The organism is Corynebacterium sp. MC3 (assembly GCF_900099485.1).
Lineage (GTDB): Bacteria > Actinomycetota > Actinomycetes > Mycobacteriales > Mycobacteriaceae > Corynebacterium > Corynebacterium pseudogenitalium.
On sequence record NZ_LT622812.1, the window covers coordinates 157427 to 172414 of the forward strand.

Consider the following 14988-nt stretch of genomic DNA (forward strand, 5'->3'; position numbering starts at 1 on the left):
TTCACTTTTCGACGCCACATTCTGACCCAGCCTCTCGTATAAGGCTGGGTCTTTCAATTTGATTGGCGCATATTAATTCCCAGTCAATAGCTCGGCCCCAGCAACCCGCTCGTGGATCATCTCAGCCCCACACCACACTGTTGAGTGACAATAAATATAGGCACAACATCCCCTGGGACGCTTCAGACCTGGCAAGTAAGCGTCGGAAATCGAAGCTTCGCCCCGATGAAGACTATGCACCAGTTTAACGTATGTGACGTTATTAAACCCTGTGGCAAATACGCGAAAGCGCCCGGCCCGAAACCCGAGCCGAGTGCAAAATCTTGAAATCTACTTTGCGTTCAGTGCCAGGAACGCAAGACCACCAAGAGCCGCAACACCGAGCAAGGAACCCCAGATGATGTCGAAGGTGCGGCCGATAGGCCAATCCTTTTCACGGTCATTGTCGAAAGAGCTTTGCAGTGCAGCGAGACCGAACTCAGCCTCGGCGATTGCCTTCTTGGCGTCAGCTTCGTTCTCGGCAGCGCCAATCTTACCGATCTGCAGAAGGGTCAACGCTGCGACAGACGAAGTGACCTCGTCTCCGCTCGAAGTCTCCCCAGCCTGTGCCGGTACAACAGCGAGCGAGAAGGCAGTGGTGGCTGCGATGGCAGCGGTAGCGAAACGCTTCATGGGAATCTCCTGAATAAATGTTAGAACGGAAGCTGAATGAGGCCTTGCTGAGCAGCGATGCCGCCCACCAAGGCAAGAATGGCGGCAGCAATACCGGTACCGACTAGGATGTCGTAGGTAGTCCCGAGCTTGTAGCCGTTGTTCGCGTCATTCTTATAGGACGACAAGATAATGGCATCGGACTTTTTATTGTTCTCCCCAGCCTTGGTCTTGAATACGCCTGCTTCGGAGGAGCCCTTGAATGGCGCTGACATGCCGATGCCCGGCTTAGCAAACTCAGCTACAGCCAGCAAAACTGCGTAACCGACTGCCTCATCTTCAGAAACCTTCGAAGAAGAGTCATATCCAAAACCCGGAGGGGTCTTATCACCTGCGTTAACAGCCCCCGCCGGAACAACAGCGAGCGAGAGGGCAGTGGTGGCTGCGACGGCAGCGGTAGCGAAACGTTTCATGGAAATCTCCTGAATACAGAGGGCGATATTGCCAGGCTTTTGACAACAACCGCTAATGTATCAGGCAGTTTCTAACTCAGCAACACTTCTATTCACAAGACAAGGTTGACGAGCGCCACGTACAACCCTGTGCCGAACAGGATTGAAAGGGCGGGGGAGCGTCGCCAGGCGTGGAGGGCGAGCGTCACGAAGCCGACGAGCACCCCGGCCCACACTGGCTGATCGGAGCTGGTGAAGGTGTACAGCACGAGGACGACCATGACGCCGACGGGCATGTAGAGGCGGAGGAAGTCGAGAAGTGGGCTGCCGTCTAGCCACCCACGGAAGGCAAATGGCAGCGCACGGAGCAACACGGTGACCACGGCGATCGGCAGGATGACGGCCCACACCATGGGCAGGTCAACGCCGACGGGAAGTCCGTTCATCGCTTCCACTCCAATCGCTTATCGACGCCAGGTACCCAAAATCGAACCAGCAGGACAAGGAAGTACGCGATCAGCGCCACCATCAGCATCTGGCCAGGGACGACGAAGGCTGCTACGAGCGCGATCCCCGCAGCAATGAGCACGGCGCTCATGTCTCGCGAAGCCTGGAACGCTTCGTAGGCGAGGACGATAAAGAGTGCGGTGAGTGCGAAGTCCATGCCCTCGATTGTGCCGGGAAGGCGTTCGCCGGCAAGCGCGCCGACGAGGCCAGACACAACCCAGAGCGCCTGGCACATCATGTGGATGGCGATGAGGCGCGGGCCGGTGTAGCGCGTTGTCTGCTGTCGGGCGCTGATGACGGCGTAGGCTTCGTCGGTCAGTGAATACATCGAATAGAGGCGGCCGAAGGTCGAGCGGATCGCGTCCCGCGGGTAGGTGAGGCCGTAGAAGAGGTGTCGGAAGTTCACCATGAAACCGGTCATCGCGGCGGAGGCGGGGCCGACGCCGCCGAGCACCATCGGGATTGCGAGGAATTCGGTGGAACCGGCGTAGATAAGCATCGAGAAGACCGGTGTCCACCACCAGGCGAAACCGGACTGCACCATGAGCAGGCCAAACGCTAGCCCGAGGGGCACAACGCCGAGCCCGACGAGCCACATGTCGCGCACTCCGAGGCCGAGTTCTCGCAATGTTTCACGTGAAACATTCATCTAGTTGTCCTCGATGTCGGATGGGAAGGTGGCGAACAGGGGCAGTGGCATGGGCTGGCGGCGTAGGACGTCGGCCCACAAATCGACACTCGCGGGTGTGATGACGTCGGAGGGGAGGGCCGGGGCGACGTACCAGTCGCCGCGTTCGATCTCCTCGTCGAGCTGCCCGGCGTCCCATGACGAAAACCCGGCAAAGAGCCGGAAGCCCTCCAGCAACTCAGAGAAGGAATCAGCCGCCTCGTGCATGTTGACGTGCACCAGCTTGTTCGCCAGTCTGGTCAGCGTCGGGTGCTCGGCGATGTCGACGTCGTTGCGCGTGACGCCCAGGCCAACGGCAGCGTTCGGGCTGACGGGTCCGCCGTAATACATCACCGCCGGCTCGCTGGCGAGCGACTCCCACTCGGGCAGCACGTTTACAACGGCGGCGTCGGAACGCCGGTTCAAGATGACGCCGAGCGTGCCCTGCTCGCCGTGCTCAATCACGAGCACAACCGTGCGGGCGAACTCAGGCGAGTACATCCCCGGAGCGGCGACGAGCAGCATACCGCTGTCAGGTTCCGTGCGTTCGAGTGACGTAAACAGGCGGTCACCGAAGAAATACTCAGGCATTACGTTCCTCCCACCAAGACTTCAGCGCAGCGACGGCCTCGTCGTGCTCGAGTTCGCCGCGCTCCAGACGTAGTTCCTTCATATGCTTCCAGGCCTCGCCGACCTCCGGGCCGGGCTTGAGATCCAGGATGCGCATGATTTCGTTGCCGTCAAGGTCAGGGCGGATTCGCGCGAGGTCCTCCTGCTCGGCGAGCGTCGCGATTCGCTCCTCGAGGTTCTGGTACGCACGTTGCAGGCGGCGCGCCTTGCGTGGGTTTCGCGTCGTGCAGTCGGCGCGCACGAGTTTGTTCAAGCGGCCGAGGAGGTCGCCGGCGTCGGTGACGTAGCGACGCACCGCCGAATCGGTCCACTTGCCTTCGCCGAAGCCATAGAAACGCATGTGCAGGAACACCAGTTGACCAACGTCGCTGATCACGTGCTTCGGGTACTTCAGCGCACGGAGGCGCTTGCGCACCAGCTTCGCGCCAACGACCTCGTGGTGGTGGAAGCTCACGCCGCCGCCTTCTTTGACGGCGCGGGTGGCGGGCTTGCCGACGTCGTGAAGCAGCGCAGCGAGCCGCAGCTTGAGGTCGGGGCCGTCGTCCTCGAGCTCGGTGGCCTGGCGCAGCACTGTCAGTGAGTGCGCGTAGACATCTTTATGCTGCATGTGCTCGTCCTGCTCGAGCTGCAGCGCGGGCACCTCAGGCAGCACAAACTCGGCGATGCCGGTACGAACCAGCAGGTCAATGCCCTCCCAGGGGGCGATTCCGCACATGAGCTTGTCCAGCTCGGCTTGGATCCGCTCGACGGTGATGCGCTGAATCTCACCTGCCATGTCGCGCATCGCGTCGAAGACGCGCGGGGCAACGTCAAAGCCGAGTTGGGAGGCGAAGCGGGCGGCACGCAGCATGCGAAGCGGGTCGTCGCGGAAGGAAATCTCAGGGGCCTGCGGGGTGTCCAGGCGGCGTTGGAGCAGGTCACTGATGCCGTCCACCGGGTCGTGGAAGATCGGGCGAAGCGCGCCGTCGACCACGTCGAGCTCGATGGCCATTGCGTTGCAGGCGAAATCGCGCCGAATGAGGTCGCCCTCCAGGGTGTCGCCGAACGTCACCTCGGGGTTGCGTGTCACGCCGTCGTACAGGTCGGAACGGAACGTCGTGATCTCTACCTGTTGGCCTTCGCGCACGGCGGCCACGGTGCCGAACTCGATGCCGGTGTCCCAGGTCGTTTCGCCCCACTCGTCGAGAATTTCCTGCACGGTGGGGGGCAGGGCGGACGTCGTGAAGTCGAGGTCGTGCCCAAGTTTGCCCAGCATCGCGTCGCGCACGGGCCCGCCGACAAGGTAGAGGTGCTCGCCGCGCTCCACGAAGCGCTGGGCGAGGGGCGTCAGCAAGCCACTCAGCTTTTCGACGCCCTCTTCGGCCCGAACCTGCAACGCCGCGACGGCGTTCGGGTCGGAGGGGTCGGGGAGGTCGAACGGGCACCGGTGTGTTTCTTCAGTCTTTGTCACCTCTCACACGATACTTTGCTTCCCTGGTGCTGTTAAGTACCACAAAGGTGGCCAGTACGGATACCATGAATTGAATGACTGAGAACACTCGGCCGAAGCCGGTTCCTCCGTCGGAGCGGAAGTCTCCGAACTCTGGCGGGAAGGGGCGCGGGGACGGCGCTAACTCGAAGGCGGGGGGTGACTCCCCGAAGCGGCGGCGTGGCCGTCGGCGTGGTTCGCACGCCAAAAAGCGGGGGTCGCAGCAGCAGCGTCGCCGCGGGTCGAACCGGCGGGGCAGGGGGACCTCGGCACGCAAGAGGCAGCAGCGGCCGGTGGATTCGTCGCTGGAGACCCGGAACGAGACGAGTGCGGGCGGCCTGGTGGTGTCTGGTATGGCGGAGGCTGTGGACCGGCACGACAAGGTGGACCTGTCGAAGATTTACGTCGCGCTCATTGGGCGGCTGGACCGTCGGGGGCGTCTGTTGTGGTCGATGCCGAAGGGCCACGTGGAGGAAGGCGAGGAGCAGTGGCGCACTGCGGAGCGTGAGGTGTGGGAGGAAACCGGGATTACCGGCGAGGCCTTCAACACGCTCGGTGTGATTGATTATTGGTTCATTTCTGAGGGCGTCCGTATTCATAAGACAGTGCACCACAACTTGTTGCGCTACGTCGACGGGGCGTTTAACGACGAAGACCCGGAAGTCACGGAAGTCGCGTGGGTGCCGATGAACCAGCTGATCGAGCGCCTGGCGTACGCGGACGAGCGCAAGCTCGCGCGGATCGCGGTGAACAGGATGCCGGACTTGGCGCGCAAGGAAGCCGCGGCCGGAAGGTTGACACCGCGATGAGCAGCGTGCGTAGCGGAGCCGCGGCGATTGCGGTGGCGGCGCTGGGCCTGCTTCCGGTCACGGCGGGCGCCCTACCAGCGCCAACGTCGCCCGAGGACCCGGCGGGGGGGGCCGGCGGGGGGGAGCGGCCCGGCGCTCCCGGGGCGGTGCGCACCGCCGGCCCCCCCCCTTCTCACGCCCCCCCCGCGCACAACCGCCGCCGCCACGATTCTCCTGCTCATCCAGCCCCCCCACCACCCACGGGTTCCGTGCTGGACCAGCGCGCGGCGGCGGTCGCCTCGGTGAGCGAGTACGGCCCGGTGGGGCGCGGAGTGGACGTCGATAAGGAGTTGGGCGCGGGGGAGTCGGCAGAGGTCGAGCTGGATGTTGAGCTGCCGGGCGCGGGGACGTACCCGCTGCTCTTCGAACTCAAACAGAACCTGACGACGCTGGACACTGAGCGCTTCCACATCTCGGTGCGCGGCGAGCCGTCGGAGGACCCGGCGCCGGCTATGACCGCCCTGTACCCGATTACCGCACCTATTGACATCGTGCCCGGGGAAACAGGGGAGGCGCCGGAGCGCTCCCCGCTGCTGCTGAAGTCGGAGACGTTGGCGAGCCAGCTCGCGCCCGGCGGGAGGCTCGAGCGGCTGCTCAGTCAGTACGAGGACGCGGTGGAGGAGCCGGGCGTCGGCTTCGCCACGTGCGTGGGGCTGGACCCGGCCCTCGTGGACACGGTCGCGCGGATGGCAGAAGGCTACCGCGTCACCACCACGCGCCCGCCGGTCGCTGAGGAGCCGAAACGGCTCCGCGACAGCTGGACCACCGACGACACCACCGCCCAAGGAGAGGTAGGCAAGGGACAAGCGGACGCGCAGGCGTGGCTGGAGCAGCTGCGCAGCGTCGCCGCGAAGGGGTGCACGGTGGCGCTGCCGTGGCAAAACGTCGACGTCAACACCCTGGCCCGCACCGGGGACGAGTGGCTGATGCGTGAGGCGTTGGAGCGAGGCCCGTTCGTGCTCGAGCGGGAGCTCGGCACGCCGGGCACGCTCAACGCCGTCATCCCGGGCGCCGGCTACATCACGCCGGATGCGGCCCCCGTCTTCGGCTGGGCCAACCACATCGACTCCGCGATCCCGGAGCACGGGCTGCAAGGGGAGTGGGAGGCTGCTCGGGCGGAGCGGGCGTCGACAATTGGGGACGGGCAGGCGGCGCTCGACCGCAACGAACTGCCGGACCCCGCGGACGTGTTCCCGGCGGCGCCCGCGCACCCGGTGCACGTGCTAGCGGCGCGCAGCAGCGTCGACCACCCGGGCCCCGGCAACGCCGCGTGGGTGGCGCCGGGGGTGATGGCGGTGCAGTTCCAGGACTCGCTGGCCTCGGTCTTAGCGACGGTCGGCTCCGCGCCCGCGACCGTCGGCTACTCAAACGACACGCTTCGATTCCGCTACGAGATGGACTCGCAACAGGCGCGCGCGATCAACGCGGCCTCCGCGCTCAGGCTTGCGGTGCAGGAGGCGACGCCGGAGGAGCCGGTATTCGTGAACCCTCCGGCGAGCTGGGACGCGGACTCGGCGGCGCTGCTGCTGGGGACGGTCGCCGAGCTGGTCCGGGATGGCAAGGCGACGCCGATGAGTTTCGGAGACTTCCTGAACACGCCCGACCCGGCGGAGGTGCCGGCGGCGACGCGCGTGGGCACGCTGTTTCCGGATCCGACGGTGGTCTCGGACGCGGAGGTGCTGACGGCCTCCCAGCAGGCCGAGTTCACAGATGACTTGACGCAGTTGCTCGCGAACGACCCACAGGTGGCGCTGACGCGTTATGGGTTCACGCTGCCGCTGCGCCGCGATGTGCTGGCGGCCCTGAGTATGCAGGAGCGGCAGTCGCTGTCGCGGTACGACGCCGCCGTGCGCACCACGGCCGAGCGGTTGCGGGGCAGCCGTGACGTGCTGCAGGCGCTGCGGGCGTCGGTGACGCTGATTCCACCGGGCAACGTGTACACGCGGACCTCTCCGTCGAGCCCGCTGCTGATTGTGGCGCAGAACGGGATGCCGCTACCGGTACAAACAACCATCCGGTTCCAGGCGGCGAGCGGCCCGATCACGCTGCACGTGCCAACCACGATGCGGATCCCGGCCCGCGGCTCGCAGACGGTACAGATGACGGCGGACTACCCGGAGGACCAGCGCAGTATTGACCTGCAGCTGTACCTGGCGGGTTCCGATGACAGCCCGATCTCGCAGCCGGTGAACATTTCGGTGCGCACGGCGGGCGCCGCCGTGGAGGGCTGGGCGCTAGTCACCGGGCTCGGCGTGCTGGTGGTGCTGATGCTGATGTATTCGGTGGGCCGCCGGCGCCGGGCGCGGGCAGCGCCACGCAGCCCAACAACACCGCAACGTTTGGACAATGAACACCCACCTTTGATTGGAGACTGACGTGGTTGAGCAACCTCGGGCTGGTACGCGTGGCCGAATCGTGCCCCCTGCACCGCCGGCGCCGGTGCCCACCCCGCGAGAGAACCCAGAGCTTATCGACGCCACCGAGGCCGAGGCCCCGGACCGTTCGACGCTGACCGCGGACCCTTCGGCGGCGGTGCCAGATCCCGCCCCGGAAAGCAATTCCGTGGTGCGGGCGACGGGATCGATGGCGATCGCGACGCTGATTTCGCGCATCACGGGGTTCATCCGCACGGTGCTGATTGGCGCCGCGTTGGGCCCGGCGGTGGCGTCGGCATTTAATACGGCGAATACGCTGCCGAACATTATTACGGAGATCGTGCTGGGGTCCGTGTTGACGGCGCTGGTGGTGCCGGTGTTGGTGCGCGCGGAGAAGGAGGACCCGGACCACGGGGAGCGCTTTATCCGCCAGCTGTTCACGCTGACGCTGACGCTCCTGACGGTGGTGACCATCATCGCGGTGGCCGCCGCGCCGCTGCTGACTCGCGTCTTCCTCGACGATGAGGGCCAGGTGAACGTCGCGCAGTCGACGTCGTTTGCGTATTTGGTATTGCCGCAGATTTTCTTCTACGGCATGTTCTCGCTGTTCATGGCGGTGCTGAATACGAAGGAGCATTTCCGGCCGGGTGCGTGGGCGCCGGTGGCGAACAACGTGGTGTCGATTGCGGTGCTGCTGGGGTACATGATGTTGCCGGGCAGTTTGAATCCCGCGGCGCCGGCGTCGATAGCGAATCCGCATGTGCTGCTGCTGGGCGTCGGCACGACGTTGGGTGTGGCGGTGCAGTGTCTGATTATGCTGCCGGCGCTGCGCAAACTCGGCATTAATCTGCGGCCGCTGTGGGGTATCGACGACCGCCTCAAGGTGTTCGGCGGGATGGCCCTCGCGATCGTGACTTATGTGGGGATTAGCCAGGTCGGCTACATCGTGACCACGCGTATCGCGTCGATGGCGAGTGACGCCGCTCCGATTATTTACCAGCAGCACTGGATGCTGCTGCAGGTGCCCTACGGCATCATTGGCGTCACCTTGCTGACGGCGATCATGCCGCGCCTGTCCCGCAACGCCGCCGATGGTGATGACGCCGCGGTGGTCCGGGACCTGACGCTGGGCACGAAGCTGACGTTCATCGCCCTGATCCCGATCATTGTCTTTATGACGGCGCTCGGCCCGGACATCGGGCACGCACTGTTCGCCTACGGCAACTTCGACGGCGGCACGGCCCGCACGCTGGGCCTGACGGTGAGTTTCTCCGCGTTTACGCTGATCCCGTACGCCCTGGTGATGCTGCACCTGCGCGTGTTCTACGCGCGGGAGGAGGCATGGACGCCGACGTTCATTATCGCCGGCATCACGATTACGAAGGTGGTGCTGTCGTACCTAGCGCCGCTGGTTGCGGATTCGACGCAGTCCGTCGTGGTGTTGTTGGGCGCTGCGAACGGTTTCGGTTTCGTCGCCGGCGCGGTGATCGGCGCGCTGTTGCTGCGTCGTAAGTTGGGCACGCTGGAGGCGCGTTCGGTGCTGCACACGTCGCTGTGGGCGGCGGCTTCGGCGCTGGTCGGTATCGCGGTGATGTTCCTGGTGCGCTGGCTCGTGCGTGATGTCGCGGGTATCGACGCCCCGTCCTTCCTCGGCGGCCTGATCGGGCTGCCGTCGCTGGGCTTCCTGCTTGAGGTGATGGTCCTCGGCGTGCTGTTCGTGGTGGCGACGGGCCTGGTGCTGTCGCGCTCTGGCCTGCCGGAGGTGCAGAACTTGGGCCGCGCGCTGGCGCGCATCCCGGGCATGGGTCGCTTTATCCGCCCGGACGAGGACGCCGCGATCGAGGTCGGCGAGGTGGACCTGCGGGATGTGTCGCAGCAGTTCCTGGCCGCCGATACGTTCAATGCGTCGCCGGTGCCGCCGCCGATGTCGGCCGGTGTCGTGCGCGGCCCGCGCTTGGTACCGGGTGCGTCGGTGTCGGATGGCCGTTTCCGCCTCATCCGCGATCACGGCTCTACCACGGGCGCGCAGTTCTGGCAGGCCCGCGAGGTGTCGACGGGCCGCTCCGTGGCGCTGACGTTCGTCGATACGACGGGCATGGCCCCGATGGCTCCGGCGACGCCGCGCCAGGCCGCTATCGACGCCGCGGGTGTGCGGGTGTTTTGATATCCCCGCCGACTCAGGCGCTTGTGGGTGTGGATTTGGGACAGTTCCAGCCGCTACTCCATGAGCTGGACTTTTTTTCGTTTCGTGTGGATCCTGTCTCTTATACACATTAAGGTGTTTATAAGGAACAGCCTGCCGGACGCCTCCGCAGCCGACGACGCCGACGCCTTCGCCTCCGCGCTGCAGCTGCTGACCACCAACGTCGACTCCGATGACCTCGCCGACGTCGCCAGCACCACCCGCGCCCTCGTCGACGCCGACGCCATCGAGTCCCACGACTTCCGCGAGCTCGAGCGCCAGCTCACCCGCGACGAAGCCGAGGACGCACCCGCCGAAGCTATCGACCCCGTCGAGCCGGTGGAGGAGGAGCCGGAGGAGCCGAAGGACCTGCGCGGCGGTTTCGGATCCCGCCGCTACGGCCCGGTCACACTCGCGGTGTTGCTGTCGCTCGCGGTTGGCGCGGTGATCATCATCGCGGCGCTCACCGCGTACCTGGTCGGCTTCCTCTCCGGCGACGACACGAACGCGCCCGTCACGGTGGACTCGGTCCAGACCGGGGTAGAGGAGGTCGAGGAGGAGGTCACGGGCCTGCCCGTGTTGCTCACCCCGATGCGCGCGACCATCGAAGGTGCTTCCGCGCCCGAGCTTGTCGACGCCGACCGCTCCACCACCTGGACCGGCTCAGACAACGTGAGCGTCGAGCTCCGACCCGCCAAGGGCGCGACCGCCCGCAAAGGGTTCACCCTGGAGCACGTGATCGTCGATACCCCATCCAACGGCGATACCTTCCGGATCTACGGCCTGCCCGCCGGCGCCTCGTGGAACGGCGACGTCGCAGACCTGCCGCTGCTTAAGGAGGGCACGTTCCTCAACGGCGAAAACGGCATCGACGTGGACGACTCACCGGAACTCACCGGCTTGGTCCTCAACGTTTCCGGCCAGGACATCATCCTCCGGGACGTCACCCTCATCGGGCGCACTAGCCTCCGATGATGTCCACCATGGTGGACAAGAAACGCTTCCTCTTCCGGCGCTGATGCATCACACTGGATGCATCAGCAATGGGAGGGTGCATCATGCGCAGAAAAACGGACCACCAACTCGTCCACGACTACATCGCAGGCGACATCCACGCCTTCAACCTCATCGTCCGGCGCCACGAACGCAACATGCTCGGCGTCGCCCTTCGCTACTCACGCAATGAGTGCGACGCCGAAGACATCGTCCAGGACGCCCTGCTCAAGGCGTCCCGCCACCTTTATGGCTTCCGCTTCGAGTCGAAGGTGTCTACCTGGCTATACCGGCTGGTCGCCAACGCAAGCTTGGACCACCAGCGCCGCCGCAAGGCCGAGTACACCGTGTCCCTCGACGACCACGATGAGCTCTCCCAGGACAAGGATCCCCGCCTGGCCCACGACCCGACCGCTCACCTCGACCGCCTCATCGCCGTCAAGGACGCGCTGCGCGTCGTACCGGAGGCGCACCGGAAGGCTGTCTTCCTCATCGATATCATGGGCATGTCCCTGCAGTCCGCCGCCGACACCTGCGGCGTCCAGCCCGGCACCATGAAGTCCCGCCGCGCCCGGGCTCGCGCCATGATGCTCGAGCACATGGAAGGCGCCTGCTAGCCCAAAAGCACACGTCTGGAACAAACAGTAGACTGGCTACGTTTACACCCCTGACAGAGCAAATCTACGAGGAGTTTCCATGACCAACGAAGAAATCCATGACGTGATTATTGTCGGCTCGGGCCCGGCGGGGTACACGGCGGCGCTGTACGCGGCGCGCGGGGAGCTGAACCCGCTGGTGTTTGAGGGTTACGAGTACGGCGGCGAGCTGATGAACACCACTGAGGTGGAGAATTTCCCGGGCTTCAAGGATGGGGTGATGGGCCCGGATTTGATGATGCAGATGCGTGAGCAGGCGGAGAAGTTCGGCGCGCGCCTGGAGTCGGAGCTGGTGGACAAGGTTGATCTCAGCGGTGACGTGAAGAAGGTGTTCGTGGGGGATGACGTCTACCAGGCCCGCGCGGTCATTCTCGCTACTGGTGCGGCGCCGCGTCACCTGGGCATTCCGGGTGAGGCTGAGCTGACGGGTCGCGGTGTGTCCACGTGCGCGACCTGTGACGGCTTCTTCTTTAAAGATCAGCATATTGCCGTTGTCGGTGGTGGGGATTCGGCGATGGAGGAAGCGACGTTTTTGACCAAGTTTGGGTCGAAGGTGTCGATTATTCACCGTTCGGAGAACTTCCGCGCGTCGCAGATTATGTTGGAGCGCGCCCGGGCGAATGAGAAGATTGAGTTTATTACGCATTCGGTGGTCGAAGAGGTCGTCGAAAAGGATGGCAAGGTTGGCGGCCTGAAGGTGCGTAACGTGCAGTCGGGCGAGGAGTCGGTGCTGGACGCGACGGCGTTGTTCGTGGCGATCGGGCATGATCCGCGTTCGGCGTTCCTGGAGGGCCAGGTGGCCACGGACGAGGGCGGGTACGTCCTTGTCGACGCCCCTTCGACCCGCACGAACGTGCCGGGCGTGTTTGCGTGTGGCGATTTGGTTGATAACCACTATCGTCAGGCGATTACGGCAGCTGGTTCGGGGTGCCGGGCGGCGTTGGATGCGCAGCATTTCCTTGCGGCGCTTTAGAATAGAAAGAACTGTGTTCAAGGAGGAACAATGAGTGCACCTGTTGATGTGACGAAGAATACGTTTAAGGCTGAGGTCGTTGAGGCTTCGACGCCGGTGTTGGTGGATTTTTGGGCTGAGTGGTGCGCTCCGTGCCGGAAGTTGTCGCCGACGTTGGATGAGATTGCGTCTGAGCTGGATGGCAAGGTGAAGGTCGCGAAGGTGAATGTGGATGAGGAGCGTGAGCTGGGGATGATGTTCCAGGTCATGTCGATTCCGACTGTGTTGATCTTCAAGGATGGCCAGAAGGTGGATGAGTTTGTGGGGGCGCTCCCGAAGGCGCAGATCGTCCAGAAGGTTGAGTCGTATCTGTAGGCTGTCCGTCGTAGGATGGACTGCATTGTTGGTTTTGTAGAAAGGTGCCCAGTGGGTGACATTCTCCGCGTAGGTGATTCGAGTGCTCGCGTGGCCGAGGCGCGTGCGACGCTTGCGCGTTTGGGCATGTTGGAGGACTTCGATGGGGACATCGAGGACTTCAACTCGCGGCAGTTCACTCCCGACGAGATGCTTTTCGACGCCCCTTTGGCGGAGTCCGTGAAAGCATTTCAGCAGTCGCGGGGAATTATGCCGACTGGCGCTATCGATGACTTGACGTTGCGTGAGCTGCGTGAGGCGTCGTATACGTTGGGGGCGCGTGTGTTGCAGTACCAGCCGAATCAGGAGCTGGTGGGCGACGACGTGGGGCAGTTGCAGACGCAGCTGCATGAGCTGGGCTTTTATTCGGATCGTGTGGATGGGCGGTTCGGTCCGCGCACGCACGAGGCCGTGATGAACTACCAGTTGAACTCGGGCCTGGAAGACGATGGGGTGTGTGGCCCGGATACGTTGCACGCGTTGAGTCTGTTGGGCCGCCGGATTACGGGCGGTTCGGCGCACGCGATTCGCGAGCGTGAGCATGTGCGCGCGGCGGGCCCGCAGTTGGCGGGCAAGCGCGTGGTGATTGATCCGCATCTTGGTGGTGCGGATAAGGGCGCGCTTGTCGACGGCCCCTTTGGCCAGATCACGGAGGAGGAGATCCTGTGGGATTTGGCGCAGCGCGTGGAGGGCCGCATGATTGCGGCTGGTGTGGAGACGATCATCTCGCGCCCGCGTGGTGATAATCCGTCGTGTAAGGAGCGCGCTGATCTGGCGAACGGCTTCGACGCCGACTTGGTGATTTCCCTGCAGTTGGACCGTTATGCCAATGAGAAGGCGAATGGTGTGGCCACGTTCTACTTCGGTTCGGAGAACGGGACGTCGTCGATGACGGGGGAGACGCTGTCGGGCTATATTCAGCGTGAGATTGCGGCGAGGACGTCGCTACGTAACTGCTGGAATCATGCCCGGACGTGGGAGATGCTGCGGATGACGCGGATGCCGTCGGTGGAGATCGTGGCTGGCTATGTCACGAATCCGCACGATGTTGAGGTGGTGACGGATCCGCAGCAGCGTGACGCGATCGCGGAGGCGATTGTGGTGGCGGTGAAGCGCCTGTACTTGCTGGATTCTGATGACCAGCCGACAGGCACCTACTCTTTCCAGGATTTGCTCCGCCAGGAGCACCTGTAGTTAATCGGTGCCCTGGATGAGGCCCATGATGCGTTCGAAGTCCTGACGGTCGCCGAATTCGACGACGATTTTGCCTTTTCGTTTGCCCATGGTGACGGAGACTTTGGTGTCCCATTCGTCGGCGAGTTGGTCGGCGGCCCGGGTGAGGTATTCGGGCTGGGGGACGGGTTCGCGGCGTTTCTTTTGTGGGACGCCGCCTTCGTTATTCATGAGCGTGACGGCTTCTTCGGTGGCGCGGACGCTTAAGCCCTCGGAGACGATGCGTTCGGCGAGCAGGGTCTGGCCGTTGGAGGTCAGGGCGTCGCTGCCGAGCTTGAGGCCGAGCAGCGCACGGGCGTGGCCCGCGGAGAGAACACCGGCGGCGACGCGGCGCTGCACCGGCACCGGGAGGCGCAGGAGACGGATCGCGTTGGTGATCACCGGGCGGGAGCGGCCGAGTTTGTCGGCGAGTTGCTCCTGGGTGACGCCGAACTCTTCGAGGAGCTGCTGGTAGGCGGCGGCTTCTTCGAGTGGGTTGAGTTGGACGCGGTGGATGTTTTCCAGGAGGGCGTCGCGAAGCATGTCCTGGTCGGAGGTTTCGCGGACGATGGCCGGGATGTGCTTCAGGCCGGCTTTGGAGGCGGCGCGCCAGCGGCGCTCGCCCATGATGAGTTCGAAGCCTTCGGGGGTGTCGCGGACGACGATGGGCTGCAGCAGCCCGAACTCGCGGATGGAGTGGACCAGCTCGTTGAGGTCGTCTTCGTCGAAGACCTGGCGGGGCTGCTTCGGGTTCGGGATGATCTGCCCGACCGCGATTTCCTGGTAGCGCGCGCCGACGGGCACGGGCTGCATAACGTTCTCTGGCGTGGCGCCGACGGTGGGCGCGCCCGCGACCTTGGGCCGCTTGGTGTGTGTAAGAGACAGGGGCCAGACCACCGGAGGGTCCCGCTCCCACCCCCCAACGGCGAGGCCGCCCCGCACTGGGTCACCCCGGGACACGCCATCCGCGCGACCACCCCC

The 14988-nt window shown here is 64.5% G+C and carries 15 protein-coding genes; 8 read left to right on the forward strand and 7 right to left on the reverse strand.

What is annotated here, in order from left to right; all coding sequences use genetic code 11:
* Positions 1-330: 330 nt before the first annotated feature.
* The 6 genes from BQ4436_RS02715 to BQ4436_RS02740 all read right to left on the reverse strand — a co-directional run bounded on the left by BQ4436_RS02715 (position 331) and on the right by BQ4436_RS02740 (position 4282).
* Positions 331-672, reverse strand: a complete 342-nt coding sequence (locus tag BQ4436_RS02715; protein ID WP_070478334.1) for a hypothetical protein — start codon at positions 670-672, stop codon at positions 331-333.
* Positions 673-692: 20 nt separating this feature from the next.
* Positions 693-1124 (reverse strand): hypothetical protein, encoded by a 432-nt coding sequence (locus BQ4436_RS02720; RefSeq protein ID WP_070975447.1) that lies wholly within the window; start codon positions 1122-1124, stop codon positions 693-695.
* Positions 1125-1216: 92 nt separating this feature from the next.
* Positions 1217-1549 carry a branched-chain amino acid transporter permease gene (locus tag BQ4436_RS02725; protein WP_070975517.1) on the reverse strand — a complete coding sequence of 111 codons (333 nt, stop codon included), beginning with the start codon at positions 1547-1549 and terminating at the stop codon, positions 1217-1219.
* On the reverse strand, positions 1546-2259 hold the full coding sequence (locus tag BQ4436_RS02730) for an AzlC family ABC transporter permease (RefSeq protein WP_070975448.1): 714 nt from the start codon (positions 2257-2259) through the stop codon (positions 1546-1548). The genes BQ4436_RS02725 and BQ4436_RS02730 overlap by 4 nt, the downstream gene beginning before the upstream one ends.
* Positions 2260-2868 (reverse strand): YqgE/AlgH family protein, encoded by a 609-nt coding sequence (locus tag BQ4436_RS02735; protein ID WP_070975449.1) that lies wholly within the window; start codon positions 2866-2868, stop codon positions 2260-2262.
* The gene (locus BQ4436_RS02740; protein ID WP_070975518.1) at positions 2861-4282 is read right to left on the reverse strand and encodes a CCA tRNA nucleotidyltransferase; all 1422 of its coding nucleotides are present in this window, start codon (positions 4280-4282) and stop codon (positions 2861-2863) included. Before BQ4436_RS02740 ends, BQ4436_RS02735 begins: the two co-directional genes overlap by 8 nt.
* 149 nt (positions 4283-4431) lie before the next feature.
* On the opposite strand from BQ4436_RS02740, the gene BQ4436_RS02745 reads away from it, so the two are divergent.
* The 8 genes from BQ4436_RS02745 (at position 4432) to BQ4436_RS02780 (ending at position 13989) form a co-directional block, all read left to right on the forward strand.
* A complete protein-coding gene (locus BQ4436_RS02745) occupies positions 4432-5184 on the forward strand; it encodes an NUDIX hydrolase (protein ID WP_083329407.1) in 753 nt (250 codons plus the stop codon).
* A 248-nt stretch (positions 5185-5432) separates the two neighbouring features.
* Complete coding sequence (locus tag BQ4436_RS02750) at positions 5433-7598, forward strand: DUF6049 family protein (RefSeq protein ID WP_083329408.1); 2166 nt, start codon at positions 5433-5435, stop codon at positions 7596-7598.
* Between the two features lies 1 nt (position 7599).
* Entirely contained in the window at positions 7600-9762 is a 2163-nt protein-coding gene (locus BQ4436_RS02755; RefSeq protein ID WP_369822021.1) for a lipid II flippase MurJ, read from the forward strand.
* Between the two features lie 114 nt (positions 9763-9876).
* A complete protein-coding gene (locus tag BQ4436_RS02760) occupies positions 9877-10755 on the forward strand; it encodes a hypothetical protein (RefSeq protein ID WP_070975451.1) in 879 nt (292 codons plus the stop codon).
* Positions 10756-10838: 83 nt separating this feature from the next.
* Positions 10839-11390: a sigma-70 family RNA polymerase sigma factor gene (locus BQ4436_RS02765; protein ID WP_070975452.1), complete on the forward strand. Its 552-nt coding sequence runs from the start codon at positions 10839-10841 to the stop codon at positions 11388-11390.
* A 79-nt stretch (positions 11391-11469) separates the two neighbouring features.
* The gene (gene trxB / locus BQ4436_RS02770; RefSeq protein ID WP_070975453.1) at positions 11470-12402 is read left to right on the forward strand and encodes a thioredoxin-disulfide reductase; all 933 of its coding nucleotides are present in this window, start codon (positions 11470-11472) and stop codon (positions 12400-12402) included.
* 30 nt (positions 12403-12432) lie between these two features.
* Positions 12433-12756 (forward strand): thioredoxin, encoded by a 324-nt coding sequence (trxA, locus tag BQ4436_RS02775; RefSeq protein ID WP_070478319.1) that lies wholly within the window; start codon positions 12433-12435, stop codon positions 12754-12756.
* A gap of 51 nt (positions 12757-12807) precedes the next feature.
* On the forward strand, positions 12808-13989 hold the full coding sequence (locus BQ4436_RS02780) for an N-acetylmuramoyl-L-alanine amidase (RefSeq protein WP_284804844.1): 1182 nt from the start codon (positions 12808-12810) through the stop codon (positions 13987-13989).
* Here the strand turns inward: BQ4436_RS02780 and BQ4436_RS02785 are convergent, their stop codons facing one another.
* Positions 13990-14967 (reverse strand): ParB/RepB/Spo0J family partition protein, encoded by a 978-nt coding sequence (locus BQ4436_RS02785; RefSeq protein ID WP_083329416.1) that lies wholly within the window; start codon positions 14965-14967, stop codon positions 13990-13992.
* Positions 14968-14988 lie beyond the last annotated feature (21 nt).